The following is a 21,211-nucleotide window of genomic DNA, read 5'->3' on the forward strand; positions in this document are numbered from 1 at the left end:
AGTCATCGACGCACGGCTGGGTAGTTCGACCAGATCCCGCCGGCTTTGCTCTTACGCCGGTCCGCCGTGTGGTTGCCGATTCCGATGACGTCGGCAACCACGGCCGAGGGCATCCGCATGCTCAGCAGGTTCATCCGGGTCTCGCGTGACACGCGTGGACGGATCCCGAGTTCCGTGAGGCGCAGCCTGATGTAGGCCGCAGTCATGTGAGCGCCGGGCGAGAGTCCCTCGAACAGCCAGCTCGATTCCCCCGCGGCGTATCCCCGTCGCGGCGCGGCGGAGAGGTGCCGTCTGACGATGTCCCCGACCCGGTCATCGAGCACGACGGGCGTGACCCCGAACCGCACGGTCACCTGCGCCCCGGTGGCGTCTACTCGGTCGCGAGTCATACTGACGGCGCGTCCGAGGATCTGCGCATAGAGGAGCATGAACAGCCCTGCCACGCGCACTTCCAGTTCCACATCTTCTCCGTTGAGCAGAAGGTCGATATCGCGCCACAGCTCCTCCTCGGTCACGTTCGACATCGTGTTTCGTGCAGCCCGGACGTTGGTGGCGAGGTCGCCCGTCAGCCGCGTCTTGGTCGCCCACCGCACGAAGTGCTCCACGGGCTCTCGCGTCTTGACGCGGGCGATGTAGTGATCGAGCGTGCGTTGATCAAGGTCACTGACGGCGAGCCCGCGAGCATCCATCCAGGTCAGGAACCGGACGACCGCGGCCAGTTTCCCGCGCTGGCCGATGAAGGCCTCGTTGGACAGGTCTCGATCGCGGTCTCGATAGCGCCTGTGAAGCTTGGGCAACACGTCCCATCTGTAGAAGCGGCGGAGCTTGTTCCCGGTCGGGCGCTCGAGAGTCGCAGCCACCGCGGCAACGTGCAGCGTGAGCTCGTGCTGCAGCACGTGGATGTTCGGCAGCACCTGGGCTTCGATGAGCAGACGCCGGAAATACCGCGTTGCTGGCCTTTGCTGGAGTTGATCAAGAGACGAGTGATCAACGGGCAGCGCGCCCGTGGCCATGCCGCGCAGGGTCTCTGTGACGTGCGACCGCCGCAGCCAGCGCACCACCGAACGCGGGTCCATCGGCGCGTTCGCAAGGTACACGCGAAGCCTGGTCAGCTCGATCGGAGCCGATCCCTTGGGTCCGATGAGCTCGTCCAGTCGTGCCTGCAGCCGGCATCGCCCGCAGTGCGTTCCGGTCAGGAACTCCTCACTGCCGCACGTGCGGCACGCGAACCGTGGCGGGTGTCCGGCGCAGATCGCACAGGTGATCACGCCTTCATCGGTGCGAAATGCGAGGACTCGGATGTTCCCGCACAACGGACACTCTGACGGGTTCCTGCGGAGCGCGCTGTAGCAGACGTTGCAGATCTTCTCGCCGAGCAGCGAGTAACGGCCCGCGCTCGAACGCCCGCAACGGTCACACGTCTGTGACGGCGTAGCCGTCATCGGCCTGGATCGGCGGGACGATGAAGTCGCGCACGCACAGGACGAAGGTCCCCGATCGCCGTGCCACGCCCCCGCCCAGTGCCCGTCTTCTTCGCCGCTGCCGGTCGCGCCACGACAGTGATGAGGTCGTTCGGCTGGCATCCGAAGATGCGGCACAGCGCCGCAAGAACTTCGACGTTCAACCGCTCCGGTGCTTTGGTGACCAGTCGATACACCTGCTCGCGGGACAAGACGATGCCCTGCTCGCGCAGCGGCGCGAGCAGCTCCGTGGTCTGGAACATCCCAGCCTCGGCCATCAGAGCACGCAGGTGCCAGTCGATCGGCCCCTTCGAGTCAGTCCCCATCACGGTCCTCCGTGTTCCTCTTGAGCGCATCAGCGAGCACCCGGTTCTTATAGTCGTCCCCGACAGACGTGTAGATCGCCGTCGTCGAAGCGAACGTGTGGCCCACCTGATCCTGCACGAACTTCTCGCTGTAGCCCCACTCGATGAGGTTCGTCACATAGGTGTGCCGCAGCGAGTGCAGAACCAGCTCTTCCGGAAGTCCGGCTTCGTCGCGCAGCTCGGCGAAACGGTCGTTCAGGTAGCGGCCACCGATTCTGGTCCTGCGCTCCGTCGGCCAGAGGATGTCCGTCTCCCAATCACCGACCACCCGCGGCCGGCCCTGGTCCACCCAATGGGTGAGGCCGTCAACGACCCAGTCGAACTCGGGCAGAGTCAGCACGGTCCGTCGCTTCGGACCGGTGCCCCGACTGCCCTTCCCGTGCCGGACATACACCGCTCCGAAACTCCCGAACCCCGGGGCCACCGGGTTCGACCGCAGATCGGCAACGTCGAGCCCAATGCACTCGGAACGCCGCAGCCCAAAGGCGTAGATGGTCTTGAACATCTGCGCGTTCCGGAGCGCAGCAAGCGCACCCTTCCTCCTGGCACGTACGATCGCCTCGACCCGAGCATCCGCAGCATCGAAGAACCGCTCCAGCTCATCGAAAGTGAGGGCACGTCGCCCGGGATCCCCCCTCATGGTCGAGCAGGTGCGAGATCGTGTTCCAGTCATGGCAGATCTGCTGCGGCGCATCCCCGAACCGAGCCAGACACTCCGCCTGCCAGCCGTACCGCGGGTCAGTGAGGAAGTCGCAGAACAGACGGATCCTCGTCTGATACCCCCGAATCGTTGACCGCTTCAAGGGACCCTTGCCGGGTCGCACGCGCACTGAATAGTCCTCGAGATCCCGCGGCTGCCACTGCCACGGGTACGCCGCGCAGAACTCGGCGAAATCCTCGATGAACCGCCGGCGCGAATCGATGGTGGTCGCCTGCAAACCGCGACTTGTCTGCTGGTTCGCCCAGCCATCCAGCATCGACTCGAAGACGTACTTCCCCTCATCGAGGGCGACGACATTTCCTGTCAGCCGCAGCGAAGAGCGACCATCAACATCGGAACCAGAACGCACCCCTCCATGGTTGCAGCAGTTGCATCATTGTTGCAACCACTCTCCATGATCTTCACCCGCAGAGGCTGTTGGACACGTTCGTGAAGCACCACCCCAGCAGGCAAGAAGGTGACTTGGTAGCCGAATCACCCTTGTCGGCACCATACGCGCCACGCCGCCCGTGATCCACTCCTGGGCTCGGCGGCCAGCTCCCGCCGAGCCTCCTGCCGCGACCGAGAAACTCCAGATCAACCATGCAATCGCAAGCAAGTGATGCATCTGATGTCGATACTGCTTGGTCTGGCGTCGTTCGCGAATCGGCCGCACACACGAGAGACCCTACGCCTCGGGCGATGAGAGCGGTCTAGACGTCGTCGGTCGCGGTAATCGCGTTCCCCCAAACCCAACAACGGAAGACGCGATCGCCAGCTCGAAACTCGATGCCAGCAGCAGTGGGCGTAGAGCGGGCGAGTTTGGCGGCCACACGTATCGCCGCGGGGCCAAAGCGGACCCATGCTCGTACCCGTCGGTATGGCTGCGGGTACATCGTCAGCGGTTGTTCCCGAAGTGCCAGTTCCCGATCGGAGAGCGACTGCAACGGGCCGCCTCGAGCCGCCGTCAGTACGGCCTGGTGCTGAGCTTGCATGTCGTAGTAGGGGGCTAACCTCTTACTCGTCCCCATCCGGCGTCCTTTCTCCGGCCGAGAACACGATACCAAGATTCGAAGATTTGTTCTATCTTGATAAACTCGCGATCGCGTTATCCGCTCATAAATGAGCAGATCTGTATTGACGCGAGCGCTCGTGAACGTTACATTTATCTCGGTTCGAAAAAGTTTCGGGCTGCACCAGACGGAACCGGGGATGGCCGCCCGCCCGTCTCACAGAAGAGGCCAAAGCCCTAGGCGAATGCGATCACCAGCGCATGCTTGAACCCTGGGTCAACGTACTGGTGAACAACGGATTGTAAAGGCGCGATCCTGGCGGGGTGGCACTGGCAGGTGTCCCGTGAGACATGCAGGTGCTCCTTCTCGAAAGAGAGGAGCGGGCTTGCCTGCTCACGTCGTAACCCAAACCCGGCCACTACTCACCCTTCAAGAAGCTGCGAACGCTCGACGGATCGGATACTCGACGCTTCGCAAGTGGATCGCTGACGGCACGCTGCCCGCGGAACGAATCGGCCGCCGAATCTACGTGCAGTCCGCACATCTCGATGCGATGGCTAGCCCGGCCATCGGCCGCCCGCGTGCAGCCGAAGAGATCGACTCCGCCGTCGCGCGCGTTGTCGCGGCTGCTCCCCGCCTCACCGCGGAGCAGCGCGAGCGGCTCGCCGTGATCATCGGGGGTGCCGCGTGAACATCCCCTTTCACACAGGCTGGAAAGCGAAAGAGCTGACGGACGCAGGCGGTCGGTTCCAGGTACTAAGCCGCCGGGTACCGCGCCAAGTTCCGACCGCTCAGATGCGCTCGATTGCTGGGGGTCTTCGGACAAGACCCCCAGCAATCGAGCGCAAGCGAGCGCATGAAACCCTTGATTTTCCGCGGATCTCGCCGCGGGGTCATAAGCCCCGTATGGGTCCCCGTGCTTATGACCCCGTGTCCGCCGGCCGCGCGAACTCCGGTGTTTTCGCCAGCGCGGGCGCTAACTTCGGTGATCTTGTCTCGGTCCGTTCGATGGGGACTGAGCGCCGAGCGATCATCGTGGGCTTCGACACGGAGTTCACGACCCTCGGAGGGGTGCGGAACGTTGACAGTTGGCAGTTCGCGACGCCCGATCTGAGTGATCCGACACTCATGGTTCAGATCGTCATCTTGCCGCTAAACGGGCGACGCGTTGGGATGCACACTGCCCTCTGGGAGGTCGTTCGGGCTGCGTCTTTGTGGCGATCGCCTCTGGTTCGGGACGGGGTGGACGACCGTGGCGTGCGCCGAAGTACTGTTCTTGAGCGCGCCGGCGCCGGGCCTTCCGGGGACGCCGCTCGCGCCTGGGCCGCCGATCCTCGGGATTGGGAGGCGCGGGCGGCTGCGCTCGCACCTTGGCGCGTTCCCATCGTGCTCGCCTGTCACTTTGGCGCGGCAGACCTTACGACTTTTCGGGGTGGCGGTCGGGTCACGGATCACCTCACGCGGCTGACGTCCGCTGCGGGCGGGCTCGTCACGCTTTTGCCCTTCCGCCTTCAGAATGGCGATCAGCGAGGCGACGACTACGGCTGGTGGCGGTCGCTGAGCGTTACCGTCCGCGACACGATGACCCACGCTCCGGCAGGGCAGCGGACGCTCGCGGCCATCGGCATGGCCGCTGGCATCGAGAAGCTCGAAGTGCCAGGCGACTGGATCTCGCGGATGACTGAGTACCGCCAGCATCATCTCAGCGAATTTCTGGACTACGGCGTGAACGACGCGGAGATCGTCGTGGAGTTCCTCGCGCGAATCTGGGGTGAAGGCGTGCTCCCTCCCGTAACTCTCGGCGGTGGCGCCGCCGCGTCCCTCGTTGCCTCGGGGTCCGAGTATTTCGGGGTTACTACTCCAAAGGAGTTCAGGCTCGCGTTCTCGGGGCTCGTGGAGGAGGAAGCGGTGGATGTGGTGGAAGAAGGCGACGAGCTGACGTTTTACGCGAAGCGGGGTCGGGCGCCTGTCGATGGCGCTGCGGCTCAGCTCAGCAAAGCCTTCGCTTCTGCGTATCACGGCGGATTGAACGCCTGTCCCGCCCCGGGCTACTACCCGATCCGCACCATCGATATTGATGCGAAGAACGCTTACCCCACAGCCATGGCGCTCGTGCCCGATCTCGACTGGGAGACGGGGTGCATCGAGAACGTCATCCATGAACGGCAGCTGACTCCCGGTGACGTGCCGGAGCCGACCTCATCATTCGTCGGGTTTGTGTCGTTCGACTTCCCTGAGAGCGTCACCTATCCGACGCTCCCGATCGTGGGGGATGGAACGCTCATTTATCCGCGCACGAGCGAAGGGGTAGCCGGGACCTGGGTCTGCGGTCCTGAACTCTGGCTCGCTCTCAAGCTCGGCGCGACCGTCTTCTGCCAGATCGGGTTCGCCGGGCGAGTCGCTCGCCGCTTCGATGGCTCGTTGAGCCTTTCGCTGCGTCATGGAGTGCGTCAGTTGATTGAGGACCGAGCGACCGCCAAGCGTCTCTTCGGGAAGGGGTCGCTCGAAGAGCAGACACTCAAGACGAGTGTTAACACGATCTACGGGAAGACCGCCCAGGACGTCGCTGAACAGCGCTCGTGGGACGCTTACAAGCAGGAAATGGACAACGTGGGTGGGTCCGCGATCTCGAGCCCTTCTCACGCTGCGACCACCACCAGCCTCGTCCGGGCCCAGCTGTTGGCAACGATGAATCAGATCGCTGAACGAGGCGGACAGGTCTTCTCGGTCACCACAGATGGCTTCATCACTGATTGGACAGTCAGCGATGTCGAGGCTCTTGATCTCTACGGCCTCGCTGGCCACCTCAGGGAAGCGCGGACAGCGCTCACCGGAGACCCGACTATCTGGGAGGCCAAGCACGAGCAGAACGACCTGGTGAACGTCACCACGCGCGGCAACGTCTCACTCAGCGTGAACGGCGTCTGTGCGCATAACGGGTTGAAGCGCTCGGAGGGGATCGCCGCCGATAGCCGCGAGGACCGTGAAGAACTCCTGGCGAGCGTTGTCACCCGCGAGGGTCGGGTCGAGAACGCCTACCGCCGATTCCCAAGCTTTCAAGAGCTCTCAAGGAAGGAAGGGCGCAAGGACTTCGTTCCGTCTCGCGTCGAGCGTGCCGTCAGCATGGATTTCGATCTCAAGCGTCGACCGCTGATGGATTCGATCGTGGCAGAGGCGGTCCCTCTGCCGGACGGGTCCACACACGAGTTGGCGACCTTCCCGACGGCTCCGTGGGAAACCATCGAGGAGTGTCTGCGTGCACGAGCCATCGCTCGGGAAATTGCGAACACTGGCTGTCTACGGACCGTCGACGAATGGAGGGACTGGCACGTTCGATTCGCTCATGGCAAAGGGCACAGGATCGTCACCCCTCGTCGCGCTGTGTTGATATCGATCGTCATGGCACACCGACAGGGCATCGTCACGATCCCAACGCTGGCGGCTCGCGAGCTCAGCGTCGCCGAGCGTCTCGAGTGGCTCGCGCGATGGGGGCTCGGCACGGTGAGCGAGGGCGACTGGAAGAACGCCCGACGACCGGAGCGGACATCGCAGATGCTCCCTCTATCGGAGCTCGAGCCTTGGCTCTCGCGGATGATGTCAACAGGCATCGGTGGAGCGCCTTCGATCTGTTCCGGAGGTGCGTCGTGAGCGGTCGTCGACGTTGTTGCTGCCTCGCCCGCGCAGCGGCCCCCGGAGGGCACCAGAAGCTTCTGACGAGCGAAGCGGGCTCAGAAGTGTATGGGGCTACACCTTCTTCTGACGCGAAGGAGAACACCACCCTCCAAAGGAAGCACAGGGGTGGTGTTCGGATGAGCGACAGGAGAAGCCCCTCGGGAGAGCCGCCGGAGGCTCCGTGGCCGGTTGCGTCGAGGACGGAACAGGTCACGGAAGCGGTCGAGGGGAGCGAAGCATGAGCTACACGATGACCTACGACGTGTCCCACAAAGTGGGGCGCGGAGGGCACGCGAAGGCCTTCTTTAGGCACATCGCGCGGGACGTCGACCAAGCGGCTGGCTTCTCGTTTCCCCAGGCAAATCGCAACATCGTGGCCGAGCGAACAGAACTCAACAGCACGTTCGTCAACGACGGCAAGGGCGGCTACAGACGTCCCCAGTCGATCGACGGCCGGCCACCGAGCGACGAGTTCGACGACTACCTTCAGCAACGCCTGAGCACCGTCACGAGAGCGTTGCGAAAGGACGCCGTGCTCATAAGAGGCGTGGTACTTCAACTGGACCCGAGGTGGTTCGAGACACACAACCCGGGTTGGCGTGAGGCTGGGCTGAATCGGCAAGCAGCCGAGTACACGCGCGCTGCGATCGACTGGGCGCGAGGCGAGTTCGGAGAGAAGAACATCATCGGCATGTCGATGCATCTCGACGAGGTCAATCCCGGCCTGCAGCTCATGATCACTCCAGTCACACCTGATGGGCGGCTGGCGCAGAAGGACTTCTTCAAGGGGCCAGCGGACCTCAAACGCCAGCACAGAGAAGTTCGCGATGCTGTCGCGGCTGCGGGGTACGACGTCGAATATCGCGTCACGGAACGATCGCGGGAGCACCTCAGTAGCAGCGAGTTCCAGGCCAAAGCGGATCGGTTACGCGATGCGACCAGTGCGCTCGAGTTCGAGCTCGATGTGAGTCTGCAGCGGAACAAGAGTCTCGCCAAGCGCTCGGCTGCGCTGAGCGATCGGGAGTCCGCTGTAGTCGACCGAGAGGGGAAAGTTGGTGAGCGCCAGCGGGAGGTAGCTGCCGTGCAAGCACGAGCAGCCCAAGAGTCGGACGCGGCGAGACAGCTTGCGCGCCGCGCTCGTGAAGCACACCTGAAGGCAGAACGAGCCCGCGAGGAGGCCGCAACCGAACGCGACCGCTTGGCGTTGCTCAACCAGCGCCTTGAAGCCTTCCCACCGTTCTTCGAGCGCTGGCTGGACAAGACCATGATCGGCGGCCAGCCGATTCGACGCCGGTACGAAGCGGATCGGATCAAGATGCGTGCCGAGATCAAGCGCAGGTTCGATCAATCTTCGACTTTCGTCGAGACGCCGAAAGACGCTCCCGAACGCTAGATCAGGCGAAGAGGAGGGGCAGTCAGTTGGGATTGCTCCTCCTTTTCGTCAGTAGTCCCTTCTACGCTGGCCGTATGACCGCTGATGAATCTCGATCGACAGCTAACGCACGCTTCCAGGCTCAGCCTTCCGCCGATGCGATGCAGGCCCTGGAAGACGCGATCACGCGCCTCAACGCCGACGGCGACTACATCGCACGCGCGTTGACCGGGTCGCTTCTTGCCGAACGCCCGATGACGGACGCGCCGTCCCTGACACCGGAGGAGGCCGAGTTCCTGATCACCTCCGGTGAGTTCACTCCTGAGGAGTTCGACGACATCGCCACGCGCGTCCGACGGGGCGCGCTGCCCGCCAGCGTCGCAAACACCCTCGTAACGAACCTTCACAGCAGTATGTCGGATGACGCTGTCCGAGGCTTCTTGAATCTCAACCACCAGGAACTTGACGACCTCGTAACCGCGAGGAAACTCTATGCCGTCGAGATTGCCGGCCGACGCCGCTTCCCTTCGTGGCAGTTCAGCCTGTCCTCTCCCGGCAAGCTTCTGCCGCACCTCCCGGAGATCATCGCACTGGTCGGACACAAGCACTGGATCTCTGTCGCAGGCCTGATGTCCACACCGCAGGACACCATGGTGACCGAGGGCGAACACACACCCGTGGAGTGGTTCAGAAATGGCGGCACGCTCGACGCGCTCGAGGACATATTGGAGGGCGAGCGTTGGCGCTGATGTCTCCGACTGCTCGGTGAGGCATCTGCACGAACGATGATCGCCGACTGTGCCGACGCACCTGATGGCCTTCTCTTGGTCTTTCGAGGGGCTCATGATGACCACATAGTGGTCACCCATTCACCACGACCAGATAGATCACAATTTTGGACATAAACTGGTCTTCAGATGGCCTCGGAGTGACCAGCTGCTGGTCACCCCGATCTTCGTTCGAGACACGGTGACCATATAGTGGTCATGTTGAGACCGGATGGAGGCCACCTCTCCCCGTCGGCTCATCCGCCCCAGGTCGGCCATGAGACGTGCCCTGTCGTCACGGTCGACGTGGTTCGTATCGTTCGTCCTCCGAAGCCTGCGTCGAGGCTTGCGCAGAGTAGGCTACGGCCAGAAGGCGTGGGCATCCAGACTGCGTGCGGGATGCGCGATGTGAATGCTGGGTGTCGCTGCTATCAGGCGGTCGATGGCTGAACGCACTCGTTCGAATCCCGGGGCTGTCGGAACCCACGTGTCCGAACCGTCGCGCTCCGGTAACCCGACGAACGACGGGTAAATGCCAAGCCGGATGAACGGATCGTCGTAAATGACGGTCCCGAAGATGCGCGCGAATCGGGGGGCCGGATTCCCACCAAGGAATCTTCTTTGCTAGAAGAACCTCCTCTAGTGCGATGCGGTCTAGATGCAGATAGAGATTCATCTCTCCGGACTCATCGGCCGCGGACCCGAGAAGTGCGTCGCTAGCGATCAGTAATGATGTGTATGCCTCGACCATGTCCGCAGTCGACGCGTTGCGCGGAACTGACATAGCGATGCGCTCGGCGAAAGACATTCGTGATCTGGTTTGAGTACGTCCGTATCCTCCAGCGTGCGGCCTCGGGCGAGCGGGGATCGTATACCCCTCGCTGATGCCAAGGAATTCGCGGTTCGAGCTCGCGTAGGCGCGCGCTCTGTCAAAGGCAGCGAAGTTGAACCATTCTGTATGCCCGGCGATATTCGAGGGCATCCTGAAGCGCGAGTCGGATGACGCGCGGTGGAGCGTCTCCTCGGTCCACTTGGCTCTCGCCTCGCTGCTGATGTCGAAAGCGAGCGACGCCGCAAGATCTGTCTGATCATGAGGCTGGATCCCGGCCCAGCGCAACCGGGGGTCCGTCGCGATACCGACCGTAAACCGCTCATGCGAGGCGTGTACCAGGAAGTAAAGGTGCTGGTTCACCGCCATGCGGTGCACCATACCGTCGTCGGTAACCAGGCGGAAGGCTGCCGAGAGACTGCAGGCGTATGTGAACGACGACTCGGCAGGTGGCGATGATCGCGGCCTGGATAACATGAACGTCCTCCCGGATAGCGAGCCGCTGCGTGGACAGCTGCCGATCACCCAGCCCCTCGCTGTCGGGGAGGGCGCGCCGTGAGGAGCTCTACCTCTTCGTCCATTCCAGGGTGACGCTGTCCGCGGCGCCGCCGATAGTTGTTACTCGCTTGCCGTGACCCACCGGGTGGATTCTGACCACCATGAGCGTCTCGACGAGAAGGCGTCGTCGAGCCAAGGTCGCGCCACCCCACCATTCTCGGACATCGTCGACAAGAACCAACTCGGCCAGCGGGTCATTTAGAACAGCGCGCGCTATCTGGTCGTCGATCGTCTGCAGCTCGTCCGCGATACTCGTCAGGCTCTCGTCTGCCTCGGTGTCGGTCATCAGCCCGCGCGCGACAAAACTCGCGATCGACTGTCGGCGGCGCTTCAACGCTTCGCGCGTCGAGTTCAGCGTGGCGACGTCGATTGAGTCTGAACGCGGTGCCACGAGGTCGGCAGCGTCCTTCTCCGCGAGGCGCGCGATACAGACCTCCGAGACGTACTGGTCGATGATGTCCCCATTGCGCATGAAGTGACCATTCGGACACCGATACGCGTGGTAGCGACGCGACGGTGCCGCGCCGCCGCCACCTTTGCGCGTTGTGGGATGGGTCTCGCCGCTGGCTGAACGGACGGAGCGCGAGCATATCGCGCACACAGCGAGCCCAGATAGGAGCCACTTTCGTGCAGTGCCGCTGTGGTTCGGTCGAACGCCGATCAGGCGCCCACGGCTTGCAACCAACTGTTCGCGCTCGATGATGGGTTCCCATGCGCCCGAGGTGCAGGACTCCAGGTCGATAGTCGTCGCGTCGAACTCACCAGCCGGCTGAGCTGGCGGAAGAAGCGCCGCGTAGAGAGGATTCAGTAGGACCCGTCGAACTGTCGTTGACTGCCAGCGGACGCCTCGTCGCGTCAATCTGCCAGCGTCGCTGAGATCTCGCGCGATCTGAGCGAGTGGGGCTCCAGCCAGGAACTCGCGAAATATCTGTCGAATGTCCTCGGCTTCAGCTTCGTTGACTCTGTACCTCGTGCCGGCTGCATCTCTTTCGATGCTCGGTACCCAGCTATACCCGTGCGGGGGCTTTCCCGGTGTGGGATGTCCTGCGAGGCGTCGCCCCACGGCGTAGCGGGCGGCTCTTTCCGTCTTGATTCGGACCTCGCGTTCAGCGAGAAGCACGAGTTGCTTGAGCATGAAGTCATCCAGCTCAGTGTCAATGCCCTCGCGGATGACGACCACTCTGACGTCGCGGCGCGGCGGTCGTATGTCGAGCACGTCGACAAGGCTGCGGGTGATGCGCGATGTCTCGGTAACGATGATGGTGTCGAACTCACCGGCGTCGAAGGCCCTCAGCATCGCTGACCACGCAGTTTTCGGTCCTCGCTCTTTGGACGCGGACGTGTCGTTATCCTGGTGTTCCGAGACGATGCGCCAGCCGCGGCGGTGAACTTCTGCCCGGCAGTCATCGAGCTGTTGAGCGATGCCCTGATCTTCGTCGACCGATTGCCTTGCATAGATGGCAACGCGCGGGACGGGGCCAGGTGCAGAGGTCATACTGCCATCTTGGCAGAGTATGCCTTTCGGCGACCACGGCGGCCGCGGTCGCCTTCGCCGGGCTTCTCGTCGTCATCATGCGGTCCGACGAGGTGCGTGGCATCCTCACTGATCTCGTGCGCCGCGCGCTCACCGTCTCGTGATCGGCTCCCGAGGGCGCGGGCGCGCCGACGACCGGGGATCCGCCGCGGCGGAGCTGGCACTCGCGCTTCCGGCCGTGGTGCTCGTCCTCGCTCTCGGGGTGGGGGCGATGGGAGCCGCCGTGCGCCAGGTGGCCCTGCAGGACGCCACCGCCGACGCCGCCCGGTTGCTCGGCCGGGGTGAGCCGCCGTCCGCGGCGGGAGCTGCGCTGGCGCGCGCCGTACCGGGCTCCTCCTGGTCCTCGACGCCGTCGGGCGAGGTCGTGTGCGTCCGTGCGCGGAGCGACTTCGCGGTCGGCGGACTGCGGGTGCCGCTGACCGCGTCGAGCTGCGCGCTCGCCGGAGGGCTCTGATGACGGCCGGACGATCGGCGCCGCCGAGGAGTGCGCGCTGATGGCCGGCACAGCGCTCGCCGCCGGGGTGCTCGTCGTCTCGTCGTCGCTCGCGCTGGGGCTCGCCGCGATGGGCGGGGCGGCGGTGACCGCCCAGCGCGCCGCTGGCGCGGCCGACGCCGCGGCCCTGGCCGCCGCCGACACCGCGAGCGGTGCGGTGCCCGCCACCGACGACCCGTGCGCGGTGGCCGCGAGGGTCGCGAGCGCTGCCGGTGCGAGCCTGGTGCACTGCAGCGTCGAGGGCTTCGTGGCGACCGTGGAGGTTCAGGCGGCGTACTCTGGACTCGCAGCCGTCTCCCGAGCTCGTGCCGGGCCACCCGAAGGCGAATGACGGCGAACCGACCTCCCCGCTGCCGATCAGGCGCAGATAAGGGGTGTGTATGGTGTGCTTCGAAGAAAGGACGCACCCTTGGCTGAAGGCAAGAAGCTCGTCATCGTCGAGTCCCCGACGAAGATGCGCTCGATCCAGGGCTACCTCGGCGACGGCTACGAGGTGCTGAGCTCGGTGGGTCACATCCGCGACCTCGCCGACAAGAAGGACATCCCGGCGGCCGACAAGCAGGCCTACGGAAAGTACTCGATCGACATCGAGAACGGCTTCGACCCCTACTACGTCGTCTCCGACCGCAAGACGAAGACGGTCGCCGAACTCAAGCGCGCCCTGAAGAACGCCGACGAGCTCCTGCTCGCCACTGATGAGGACCGCGAGGGCGAGGCCATCGCCTGGCATCTCCTCGAGACCCTCAAGCCCAAGGTCCCCGTCAAGCGGATGGTGTTCCACGAGATCACCAAAGACGCCATCCAGGCCGCGGTCGGCAACACCCGCGAGCTCGACCACGCCCTCGTCGACGCCCAAGAGACGCGCCGCATCCTCGACCGCCTCTACGGCTGGGACGTGTCGCCCGTGCTCTGGTACAAGGTCAAGACCGGCATCTCCGCGGGCCGCGTGCAGTCCGCCGCCACCCGACTGATCGTCGACCGCGAGCGTGAGCGCATGGCGTTCGTGTCGGCCGAGTACTGGGACGTCGACGCGTCGGCCGCCGCGAGCGGCACGGGGTTCCGCATCCGTCTGGTGCGCGTCGACGGCGGCCAGCTCGCCCGCGGTTCCGACTTCGACGACCGGGGTGCGCTCAAGCGCGCGGTCGTCACCCTCGACGAGAAGGCCGCGACCGCTCTCGCTCAGGCGGTCGAATCCGCCGGCACGGGAACCGTCACCAAGGTCGAGGCGAAGCCCGGTACACGCAGCCCCTACGCGCCCTTCACCACCTCCACGATGCAGCAGGAGGCGGGGCGCAAGCTCTCGATGAGCGCGAAGCAGGCGATGAGCGTCGCCCAGCGCCTCTACGAGAAGGGGTACATCACCTATATGCGTACCGACTCGACGTCGCTCAGCACCCAGGCGGTGCAGGCGGCGCGGAGTCAGGCCGTCTCGTTGTACGGCGACAACGCGGTGCCGCTCAAGCCGCGCGTCTACAAGTCGAAGAGCAAGAACGCGCAGGAGGCGCACGAGGCGATCCGCCCGTCGGGCGACAACTTCCGCACACCGGCGTCGCTCTCCTCCGAGCTCGACCGCGAGGAGCAGCGCCTCTACGACCTCATCTGGAAGCGCACCGTCGCGAGCCAGATGGCCGACGCGAAGTACGAGACCACGACCGTGACCATCGCGGTCGACGCCGCGGGGCATACGGCGGAGTTCACGGCATCCGGAACCGTCTACACCTTCAAGGGCTTCCTGGAGGCCTACGAGGAGGGACGCGACGAGAAGCGCGGCGACGCGGATGCCGCCGAGAACCAGTCGCTCCCCGCCGTTTCCGTCGGGGATGCCCTCGCCGTCTCCGAGGCGGAGGCGAAGGGGCACCGCACGACGCCCAAGCCCCGCTACACCGAGGCGTCGCTCGTCAAGGTCCTCGAGGAGAAGGGCATCGGCCGCCCCTCGACCTTCGCCACGATCCCCGAGACGATCCTCGACCGCGGCTACGCCGTCAAGCGGGGTCAGGCGCTCGTTCCGACCTGGCTCGCGTTCAGCGTCGTCCGCCTGCTCGAAGAGCACTTCGCCGAGCTCGTGGACTACGACTTCACGGCGGCCCTCGAGGACGACCTCGACACCATCGCCCGCGGCGAGCAGGACAGGGTCGAGTGGCTCAAGGGCTTCTACTTCGGTTCCGACGCGCACGTCGGTCTGCGCAAGGTCGTCGACAACCTCGGCGAGATCGACGCGCGCGCGCTCAATTCCACGCGCATCACCGACACCGCGACCCTCCGCTTCGGCAAGTACGGGCCGTACCTCGAGGTCGCCGACCCCGAGAACCCCGACGCCAAGCCGCGCATCGTGAACGTGCCGGAGGATCTGGCGCCCGATGAGCTCACGGCTGAAAAGGCGCAGGAACTCATCGACGCCCCGGTCGCCGGCGACCGCGTGCTCGGCACGAACCCCGACAACGGCAAGATCGTCGTCGTGAAGGACGGGCGCTTCGGCCCGTACGTGCAGGAGGCCGATCCGGTCGCCGACGACGCCGCCGTCGACGAGACGACGGGCGAGGTCGTCGAGGCGCCCAAGAAGCGCGGCGCGAAGAAGGAAGCCGCTCCGAAGCCGCGCACCGCCTCGCTGTTCCGCTCGATGTCGGTCGACACGATCGAACTCGACACGGCTCTGCAGCTGCTGAGCCTGCCGCGCGTCGTCGGTACCGACCCCGAATCGGGCGACGAGATCACCGCGCAGAACGGCCGCTTCGGCCCGTACCTGAAGAAGGGCACCGACTCGCGATCGTTGGAGAGCGAGTCGCAGATCTTCGACGTGACGCTCGAGCAGGCGCTGGAGATCTACGCGCAGCCGAAGTACGGCGCCCGCCGCGCATCGAGCGCGCTCGCCGAGTTCGAGGCCGACCCGGTCAGCGGCAAGCCGATCCGCATCCGCGACGGGCGCTTCGGCGCCTACGTAACCGACGGCGAGACGAACGTGACGATCCCGCGCGGTCAGAAGCCCGAGGACATCACGTTCGAGGTCGCGGTGCAGATGCTCGCCGACAAGCGTGCGAAGGGCCCGGCTCCCAAGCGCGGCTCCCGCACCGCCGCGAAGAAGACCCCCGCGAAGAAGACCCCGGCGAAGAAGGCACCCGCGAAGAAGACCACCGCGAAGAAGACGACGGCGAAGGCCCCGGCGGACGCCGAGAAGGCCGCGGCCCGTTCTGCGGCGGCGAAGAAGGCGGCGGCGACGCGCGCTGCGAACGCGGCGGCGAAGAAGGCCGGTTCGTGACCGCACGCCGCGGTCGCTGGATCACCCTCGAAGGCGGCGACGGATCGGGCAAGACAACGCAATCCGACCTGCTCGCCGCCTGGCTGACGGATGCCGGACACGCCGTCGTCCGCACCCGCGAGCCCGGCGGTTCGGAGGTCGGCACGCTTATCCGCGACATCGTGCTGCATCACCGCGGTGACATCGCTCCGCGCGCCGAGGCGCTCCTCTACGCGGCGGACCGTGCACACCACGTGGCGACGGTCGTGCGGCCGGCGCTCGAGCGCGGTGACGTCGTGCTGCAGGACCGCTATCTCGACTCCTCGGTCGCCTACCAGGGCGCGGGACGTGTTCTCGATGCGACGGAGATCCGCGACCTCTCGCTCTGGGCCGCCGAGGGGGCGCTCCCCGATCTCACGGTGCTGCTCGACCTCGACCCCGCGACCGCCCGAGAGCGTATCGATGCAGCGGACAAGCCGTTCGACCGCCTCGAGGCCGAGAAGGCCGATTTCCACGGCCGGGTGCGCCAGGCATTCCTCGACCTCGCGGCCGCCGAGCCCGAGCGCTTCCTCGTGATCGACGCCGCGCAGGCGCCGGACGTCGTCGCCGCCGAGGTCCGCAACCGCGTGGGAGCGCTCCTCGACCTGCCCTCCGACGGCGGTTGACGACCCCGTCACTCGGGCGTCGGTGGTGCCGATTAGGCTGAGTGCATGCCCGACACCGCGATCGCTCCGTTCCCGTGGGGTGACGTGTGGGGGCAACCCGACGCCGTCGAGACACTGCGCACCGCGGCATCCGACCCGTCCGCCCTGTCGCACGCGTGGCTGATCACGGGCCCTCCGGGGTCGGGGCGCTCGACGCTCGCGTACGCCTTCGCGGCCGCGCTCATCGCCGAGGGGCCCGAAGACGAGGCGACCATGCGGCAGGTGCTCGCACGCACGCACCCCGACGTCACCGCGCTGCGGACCGACAAGGTCATCATCACGATCGCCGAGGCGCGCGCCCTCGTCGAGCGGTCGTATTTCTCGCCGTCGTCCGGCCGCTATCGCGTGATCGTCGTCGAAGACGCCGACCGCATGGTCGAGCGCACCTCGAACGTGCTGCTCAAGGCACTCGAAGAACCGCCGGAGCAGACCGTCTGGATCCTCTGCGCCCCGAGCGAGGCCGACCTGCTGCCGACCATCCGCTCCCGGGTCCGCTCGCTGCGGCTGCGCGAGCCCGACGTCGACGACGTCGCACGGCTGATCGCGCTGCGCACGGGGGTGGATGCCGCCGTCGCCGAGCAGGCGGCCCGGCACGCGCAACGCCACATCGGCATGGCGCAGCGCCTCGCGACCGATGAGCCCGCGCGACGCCGACGCGACGAGACCCTCCGCGCGGTCCTCGGGGTGCGCGGCGTCGGCGACGCCGTCGAGGTCGCGGGGCGCATCATCCAAGCGGCGACCGACGACGCGAAGGCGCTCACGGCCGAGCGGGATGCGGCCGAGCGCGCGAACCTGCTCCGGATGGTGGGCGTGGGGGAAGGGCAGGCCGTGCCGCCCGCGCTGCGCAGTCAGCTCTCGGCTTTGGAGGACGAGCAGAAGAAGCGCGGCACCCGCAGCCTCCGCGACGGGATCGACCGCGTGCTCACCGACCTGCAGTCGCTGTTCCGCGACGTCGTGATGCTGCAGTTCGGTCGCGCCGACCAGCTCATCAACCGCGAGCTGCAGCCCGAACTGGCCGCGCTGGCGCAGGCGTGGCCCGACACCCGTACGCTTGTCGTACTCGACCACCTGGCCGACACCCGGCAGTCGCTGGAGCGCAACGTCGCACCGCTGCTCGCCCTCGAGAGCTTGCTCGTGACCGTCGCGAGCGGGAGGACACCGTGAAGATCCAGCAGACGTCCCGTCTCCGCCGCGCCGCCGCCGTTCTGGCAGGCGTGCTCACGGCATCCGTCGCCCTCTCCGGGTGCCTCTACGCCGCGATCCCCGAGCAGGCCGCGCCGCGACCGTCGACGACCAAGGCGCCCGACACCGAGGGCGTCTCCGCCGAGCTGCTGCCGTTCTACTCCCAGACGCTGGAATGGAACGACTGCGGCGCCAGTGGTTTCGACTGCACCACGGTGACCGCGCCCCTCGACTGGGAGAACCCGGACGCAGGCGAGATCGAACTGTCGGTCGTCCGACACCGGGCGTCGCAGGAGCCGGTGGGGTCGTTGCTCACGAACCCGGGCGGTCCGGGCTCCAGCGGCGTCGACCTCATCAGCGAGAGCCTCGATTTCGCGGTCGGTGCCGATCTCATCGCCAACTTCGACGTGATCGGCTTCGATCCCCGCGGCGTGGGCCAGTCGACGGCGGTCCGCTGCTTCGACGCCGAGCAGATGGACGCCTACCTCTACGACATCCCCAGCGCTCCCCGCGGCAGTGCCGAGTGGGAGAGCGAGCTGCTCGCGGGCCACCAGGAGTTCGCCGACGCCTGCGAGGCGAACAGCGGCGGCATCCTGCCGTACATCACGACCGTCAACTCGGCGCGCGACATGGATCTGCTCCGTGCGGTGCTCGGCGACACCGAGCTGAACTACCTCGGGTTCTCGTACGGCACCTTCCTCGGTGCCACCTACGCGAGCCTGTACCCCGAGAAGGCCGGACGCCTCGTTCTCGACGGCGCCATCGATCCGTCCGTCCCGGGTCTCGAGGTGGGCGCGACGCAGGCTCTCGGCTTCGAGTCGGCGCTCCGTGCGTACATGCAGGACTGCCTCGACTCGGGCAGCTGCCCGTTCTCCGGCTCGGTCGACGACGCGATGGCCGATCTCGGCGCTCTTCTCGCATCGGTCGACCGGTCGCCGCTCGAGAACGCCGACGGACGGATGCTCGGCGCCGACGCCCTGATGACGGCGATCATCGCCGCGCTCTACTCGCAGGACAGCTGGACCTACCTGACGCAGGCGCTCGACGAGGCGCTGCAGGGAGACCCGACGACGGCGTTCATTCTCGCGGACTTCTACAACGGTCGTGAGGACGGCGGTTACGCCGACAACTCCACCGAGGCCTTCCGCGCCTACAACTGCATGGACTACCCCGTCGAAGACGACCCCGCCGTCGAGGCGGCCACGACGGCGGAGATCGCCGAGGGAGCGCCGACGATCGCGCCGTACTGGTCGGGTCCCGACTCGTGCGAGGTCTGGCCCTACCCGCCCACCGGCACGCGGGGTGAGATCACGGCCGAGGGCGCCGGCCCGATCGTCGTCGTGGGCACGACGAACGACCCCGCCACGCCGTACGAGTGGTCGGAGGCGCTCGCGGGGCAGCTCGAGGAGGGCGTGCTCATCACCCGGGTGGGCGAGGGGCACACGGGCTACAACAAGGGGAACAGCTGCGTCGACGACGCGGTCGAGGCCTTCCTGCTCGACGATGTGGTGCCGGAGGACGGCCTCCGTTGCGAGTGACTCGCGGGTGACACGCGCATCCGACGGGCTCGATTCGCGAGCGGACGCGAGACAGGGTAATATCGGTGATCGCGCCGGTTCGTCCGTCGCACGCCGCTTTAGCTCAGTCGGCAGAGCATTTCACTCGTAATGAAAAGGTCGTCAGTTCGATTCTGACAAGCGGCTCCATCAAACCCCCGGAATCCCTCAGGATTCCGGGGGTTTCGCCGTCCCTCCCGTGAGCCGGCGCACGCGCCCCCGGCGTCGGCGCGCATTACTGTGAGCGCGCCCAGGGTGGGGGCGTACCGTCACAAGATGAGAACACAACTGAAGAACGAAAGCCCTCTCGGCCTCGGGTCGGTCCTGGTCGGATCACTCCCCGCGACGCTGATGACCGATGACGCCCCCGATCGTTACACCGTCGAGGCGGTATTCACGCGAAAGGCCGATCGCGACGAGGTGGCCGCGATCGAGTCCAGCGCGACGCACGACCATTTCTTCGCCCTCGGCTACCCGCTGGTCGAACTGCGTGTCTCCGATCGTCGTCTCGAGATCGCGAACACGACCCTGGAGGAATTGCGGGACGGGCTCGCTGCGGCCATCACCGCGCATCTGGCCGACATCAGTGACCGGCTGAGCGCCGAGCGCGTTGCCGCCGCAGGCCGTTTCGAGGATGCGAACGTCCGCGAGCAGAAGCGCGCCGCTGCGGTGGCGATCCTCGCCGCTTCGGTGACGTTCCTCCCCGAATCGAGCGATGCCGGCGACCAGGCCGATCGTGTGGAGGAGTGGATGCAGGAGGGGGGAGCCGTACGCGGCTGACCTCTCGTGAGAGCGTCCGGCACCCCATCCGTGCCGGACGCCCACACGGTGCCTCAGGCGGCGAGCTTCGCGAGCGAGGCGAGGATCTCGCGCTCCCGCGACCAGACACCCCCGGCTCGGTGCGTTCCCGCCTGAGGGTCGAGGACCGCGCCCGGGCGCACCGCTTCGCGGGGGATGCCGAGGCCGTCCAGGATGTGCGTGAACTGCGCGGACGAGAGGGTCTGGAATTCGTCTCTCGCGCTGATCACGTTGCGGGTGGTCGTCGCCTGCTCCATGCTTCCGTGGTGGGAGATGAACTGCGGTGCGACCGTGTAGTGGTGCCCGTCGGTGATGATGCTGTATGCCATGTCGTCCTCGATGATCGGTATGGGTGAAGGAAGGGGAGCGGCGGCCGCCGTCGGGGCGGTTGCCAGCGGTGCTTTCTGCACCAGGGGGTAGGGGTCCACCGCCGAGCCGTTCTTCCGCACCTCCAGGTGAAGGTGCGGGCCGGTGGAACGGCCCGTGTTGCCGACGAACCCGACGAACTGACCGCGCGTGATCCGCTGGCCGACCGTCAGCGTCGACGGCTCCCGCAGGTGCGCGTAGCGGCTGCTCCAGCCTCCGGTGTGCGTGACGAACACGGCGTTCCCGTAAGCGCCGTTGGTGCCGAGCACGCCTCGGCTGGTGACGACGCCATCGGCGACCGCGTGCACGGGTGTACCGATGGCGGCGGCATAGTCCTGCCCTTGATGCATCCGCCCGCGTCGCATGCCGAAGCGCGACCCGGCCGGCTGCCGATAGGCGAACGGATGCCCCCAGGTCACGGTCGCAGCGGCCGCCGGCTCGGCGTCGAGGAGCCCGGGGCCGAGCATCGAGACGGCGACTGCCGTCGCGCCGAGGGCCAGGAAGCGTCGGCGACCGACGGGATGGCGTAGAGGGTCGTCCGGGGACCGCATCGGGTCGTCCGGGGGATCGAGCGAAGATCTGCTCATCGTCTTCTCCTTCGTGGATGGGT

At 66.2% G+C, this 21,211-nt stretch carries 18 protein-coding genes, 1 tRNA gene and 1 pseudogene; 14 read left to right on the top strand and 6 right to left on the bottom strand.

The genetic code is table 11. The features are described from left to right. Positions 1-2: 2 nt before the first annotated feature. The 4 genes from AC3A3J_RS06410 to AC3A3J_RS06425 form a co-directional block, all read right to left on the bottom strand. A complete protein-coding gene (locus AC3A3J_RS06410; protein WP_487671487.1) occupies positions 3-1,268 on the bottom strand; it encodes a hypothetical protein in 1,266 nt (421 codons plus the stop codon). A 170-nt stretch (positions 1,269-1,438) separates the two neighbouring features. Further along, positions 1,439-1,786, bottom strand: coding sequence for a helix-turn-helix domain-containing protein (locus AC3A3J_RS06415; protein WP_487671771.1), 348 nt, complete (start codon positions 1,784-1,786; stop codon positions 1,439-1,441). Then, positions 1,776-2,519 carry a tyrosine-type recombinase/integrase gene (locus AC3A3J_RS06420; protein WP_487671488.1) on the bottom strand — a complete coding sequence of 248 codons (744 nt, stop codon included), beginning with the start codon at positions 2,517-2,519 and terminating at the stop codon, positions 1,776-1,778. The genes AC3A3J_RS06415 and AC3A3J_RS06420 overlap by 11 nt, the downstream gene beginning before the upstream one ends. Further along, positions 2,425-2,895: a hypothetical protein gene (locus AC3A3J_RS06425; protein WP_487671489.1), complete on the bottom strand. Its 471-nt coding sequence runs from the start codon at positions 2,893-2,895 to the stop codon at positions 2,425-2,427. Before AC3A3J_RS06425 ends, AC3A3J_RS06420 begins: the two co-directional genes overlap by 95 nt. Before the next feature lie 986 nt (positions 2,896-3,881). Here AC3A3J_RS06425 and AC3A3J_RS06430 point away from each other — a divergent pair. From AC3A3J_RS06430 to AC3A3J_RS06450, 5 genes and pseudogenes are all read left to right on the top strand, one after another. Next, a pseudogene (locus AC3A3J_RS06430) lies at positions 3,882-4,082 on the top strand (helix-turn-helix domain-containing protein); the annotation flags it as partial. A 9-nt stretch (positions 4,083-4,091) separates the two neighbouring features. Then, complete coding sequence (locus AC3A3J_RS06435) at positions 4,092-4,229, top strand: hypothetical protein (protein WP_487671780.1); 138 nt, start codon at positions 4,092-4,094, stop codon at positions 4,227-4,229. Between the two features lie 239 nt (positions 4,230-4,468). Then, entirely contained in the window at positions 4,469-7,186 is a 2,718-nt protein-coding gene (locus AC3A3J_RS06440) for a hypothetical protein (RefSeq protein ID WP_487671490.1), read from the top strand. Positions 7,187-7,448: 262 nt separating this feature from the next. Then, positions 7,449-8,603 carry a plasmid recombination protein gene (locus AC3A3J_RS06445; protein ID WP_487671491.1) on the top strand — a complete coding sequence of 385 codons (1,155 nt, stop codon included), beginning with the start codon at positions 7,449-7,451 and terminating at the stop codon, positions 8,601-8,603. A 74-nt stretch (positions 8,604-8,677) separates the two neighbouring features. Further along, entirely contained in the window at positions 8,678-9,331 is a 654-nt protein-coding gene (locus AC3A3J_RS06450) for a hypothetical protein (protein WP_487671492.1), read from the top strand. Between the two features lie 1,412 nt (positions 9,332-10,743). Here the strand turns inward: AC3A3J_RS06450 and AC3A3J_RS06455 are convergent. Then, a complete protein-coding gene (locus tag AC3A3J_RS06455; RefSeq protein ID WP_487671493.1) occupies positions 10,744-12,231 on the bottom strand; it encodes a recombinase family protein in 1,488 nt (495 codons plus the stop codon). Between AC3A3J_RS06455 and AC3A3J_RS06460 the strand changes: the two genes are divergently transcribed. From AC3A3J_RS06460 to AC3A3J_RS06500, 9 genes are all read left to right on the top strand, one after another. After that, positions 12,219-12,374, top strand: a complete 156-nt coding sequence (locus AC3A3J_RS06460; protein WP_487671494.1) for a DUF4244 domain-containing protein — start codon at positions 12,219-12,221, stop codon at positions 12,372-12,374. The two genes, AC3A3J_RS06455 and AC3A3J_RS06460, sit on opposite strands and share 13 nt — an antisense overlap. Further along, entirely contained in the window at positions 12,371-12,724 is a 354-nt protein-coding gene (locus AC3A3J_RS06465) for a TadE family type IV pilus minor pilin (RefSeq protein WP_487671495.1), read from the top strand. The genes AC3A3J_RS06460 and AC3A3J_RS06465 overlap by 4 nt, the downstream gene beginning before the upstream one ends. A gap of 40 nt (positions 12,725-12,764) precedes the next feature. Next, positions 12,765-13,094: an Rv3654c family TadE-like protein gene (locus tag AC3A3J_RS06470; RefSeq protein WP_487671496.1), complete on the top strand. Its 330-nt coding sequence runs from the start codon at positions 12,765-12,767 to the stop codon at positions 13,092-13,094. Positions 13,095-13,172: 78 nt separating this feature from the next. Beyond that, a complete protein-coding gene (gene topA, locus AC3A3J_RS06475; protein ID WP_487671497.1) occupies positions 13,173-16,016 on the top strand; it encodes a type I DNA topoisomerase in 2,844 nt (947 codons plus the stop codon). Beyond that, positions 16,013-16,660, top strand: coding sequence for a dTMP kinase (gene tmk, locus AC3A3J_RS06480; protein WP_487671498.1), 648 nt, complete (start codon positions 16,013-16,015; stop codon positions 16,658-16,660). Before topA ends, tmk begins: the two co-directional genes overlap by 4 nt. Positions 16,661-16,705: 45 nt before the next feature. After that, entirely contained in the window at positions 16,706-17,863 is a 1,158-nt protein-coding gene (locus AC3A3J_RS06485) for a DNA polymerase III subunit delta' (RefSeq protein ID WP_487671499.1), read from the top strand. Beyond that, entirely contained in the window at positions 17,860-19,419 is a 1,560-nt protein-coding gene (locus AC3A3J_RS06490; protein WP_487671500.1) for an alpha/beta hydrolase, read from the top strand. Before AC3A3J_RS06485 ends, AC3A3J_RS06490 begins: the two co-directional genes overlap by 4 nt. A gap of 92 nt (positions 19,420-19,511) precedes the next feature. Then, a tRNA-Thr gene (locus AC3A3J_RS06495) sits at positions 19,512-19,587 on the top strand. 126 nt (positions 19,588-19,713) lie between these two features. Further along, positions 19,714-20,217 (top strand): hypothetical protein, encoded by a 504-nt coding sequence (locus AC3A3J_RS06500; RefSeq protein ID WP_487671501.1) that lies wholly within the window; start codon positions 19,714-19,716, stop codon positions 20,215-20,217. Between the two features lie 53 nt (positions 20,218-20,270). On the opposite strand, the gene AC3A3J_RS06505 is transcribed toward AC3A3J_RS06500, so the two are convergent. Beyond that, a complete protein-coding gene (locus AC3A3J_RS06505) occupies positions 20,271-21,188 on the bottom strand; it encodes a M23 family metallopeptidase (protein WP_487671502.1) in 918 nt (305 codons plus the stop codon). Positions 21,189-21,211 lie beyond the last annotated feature (23 nt).

This window comes from Microbacterium sp. Soil_N32 (assembly GCF_057655505.1).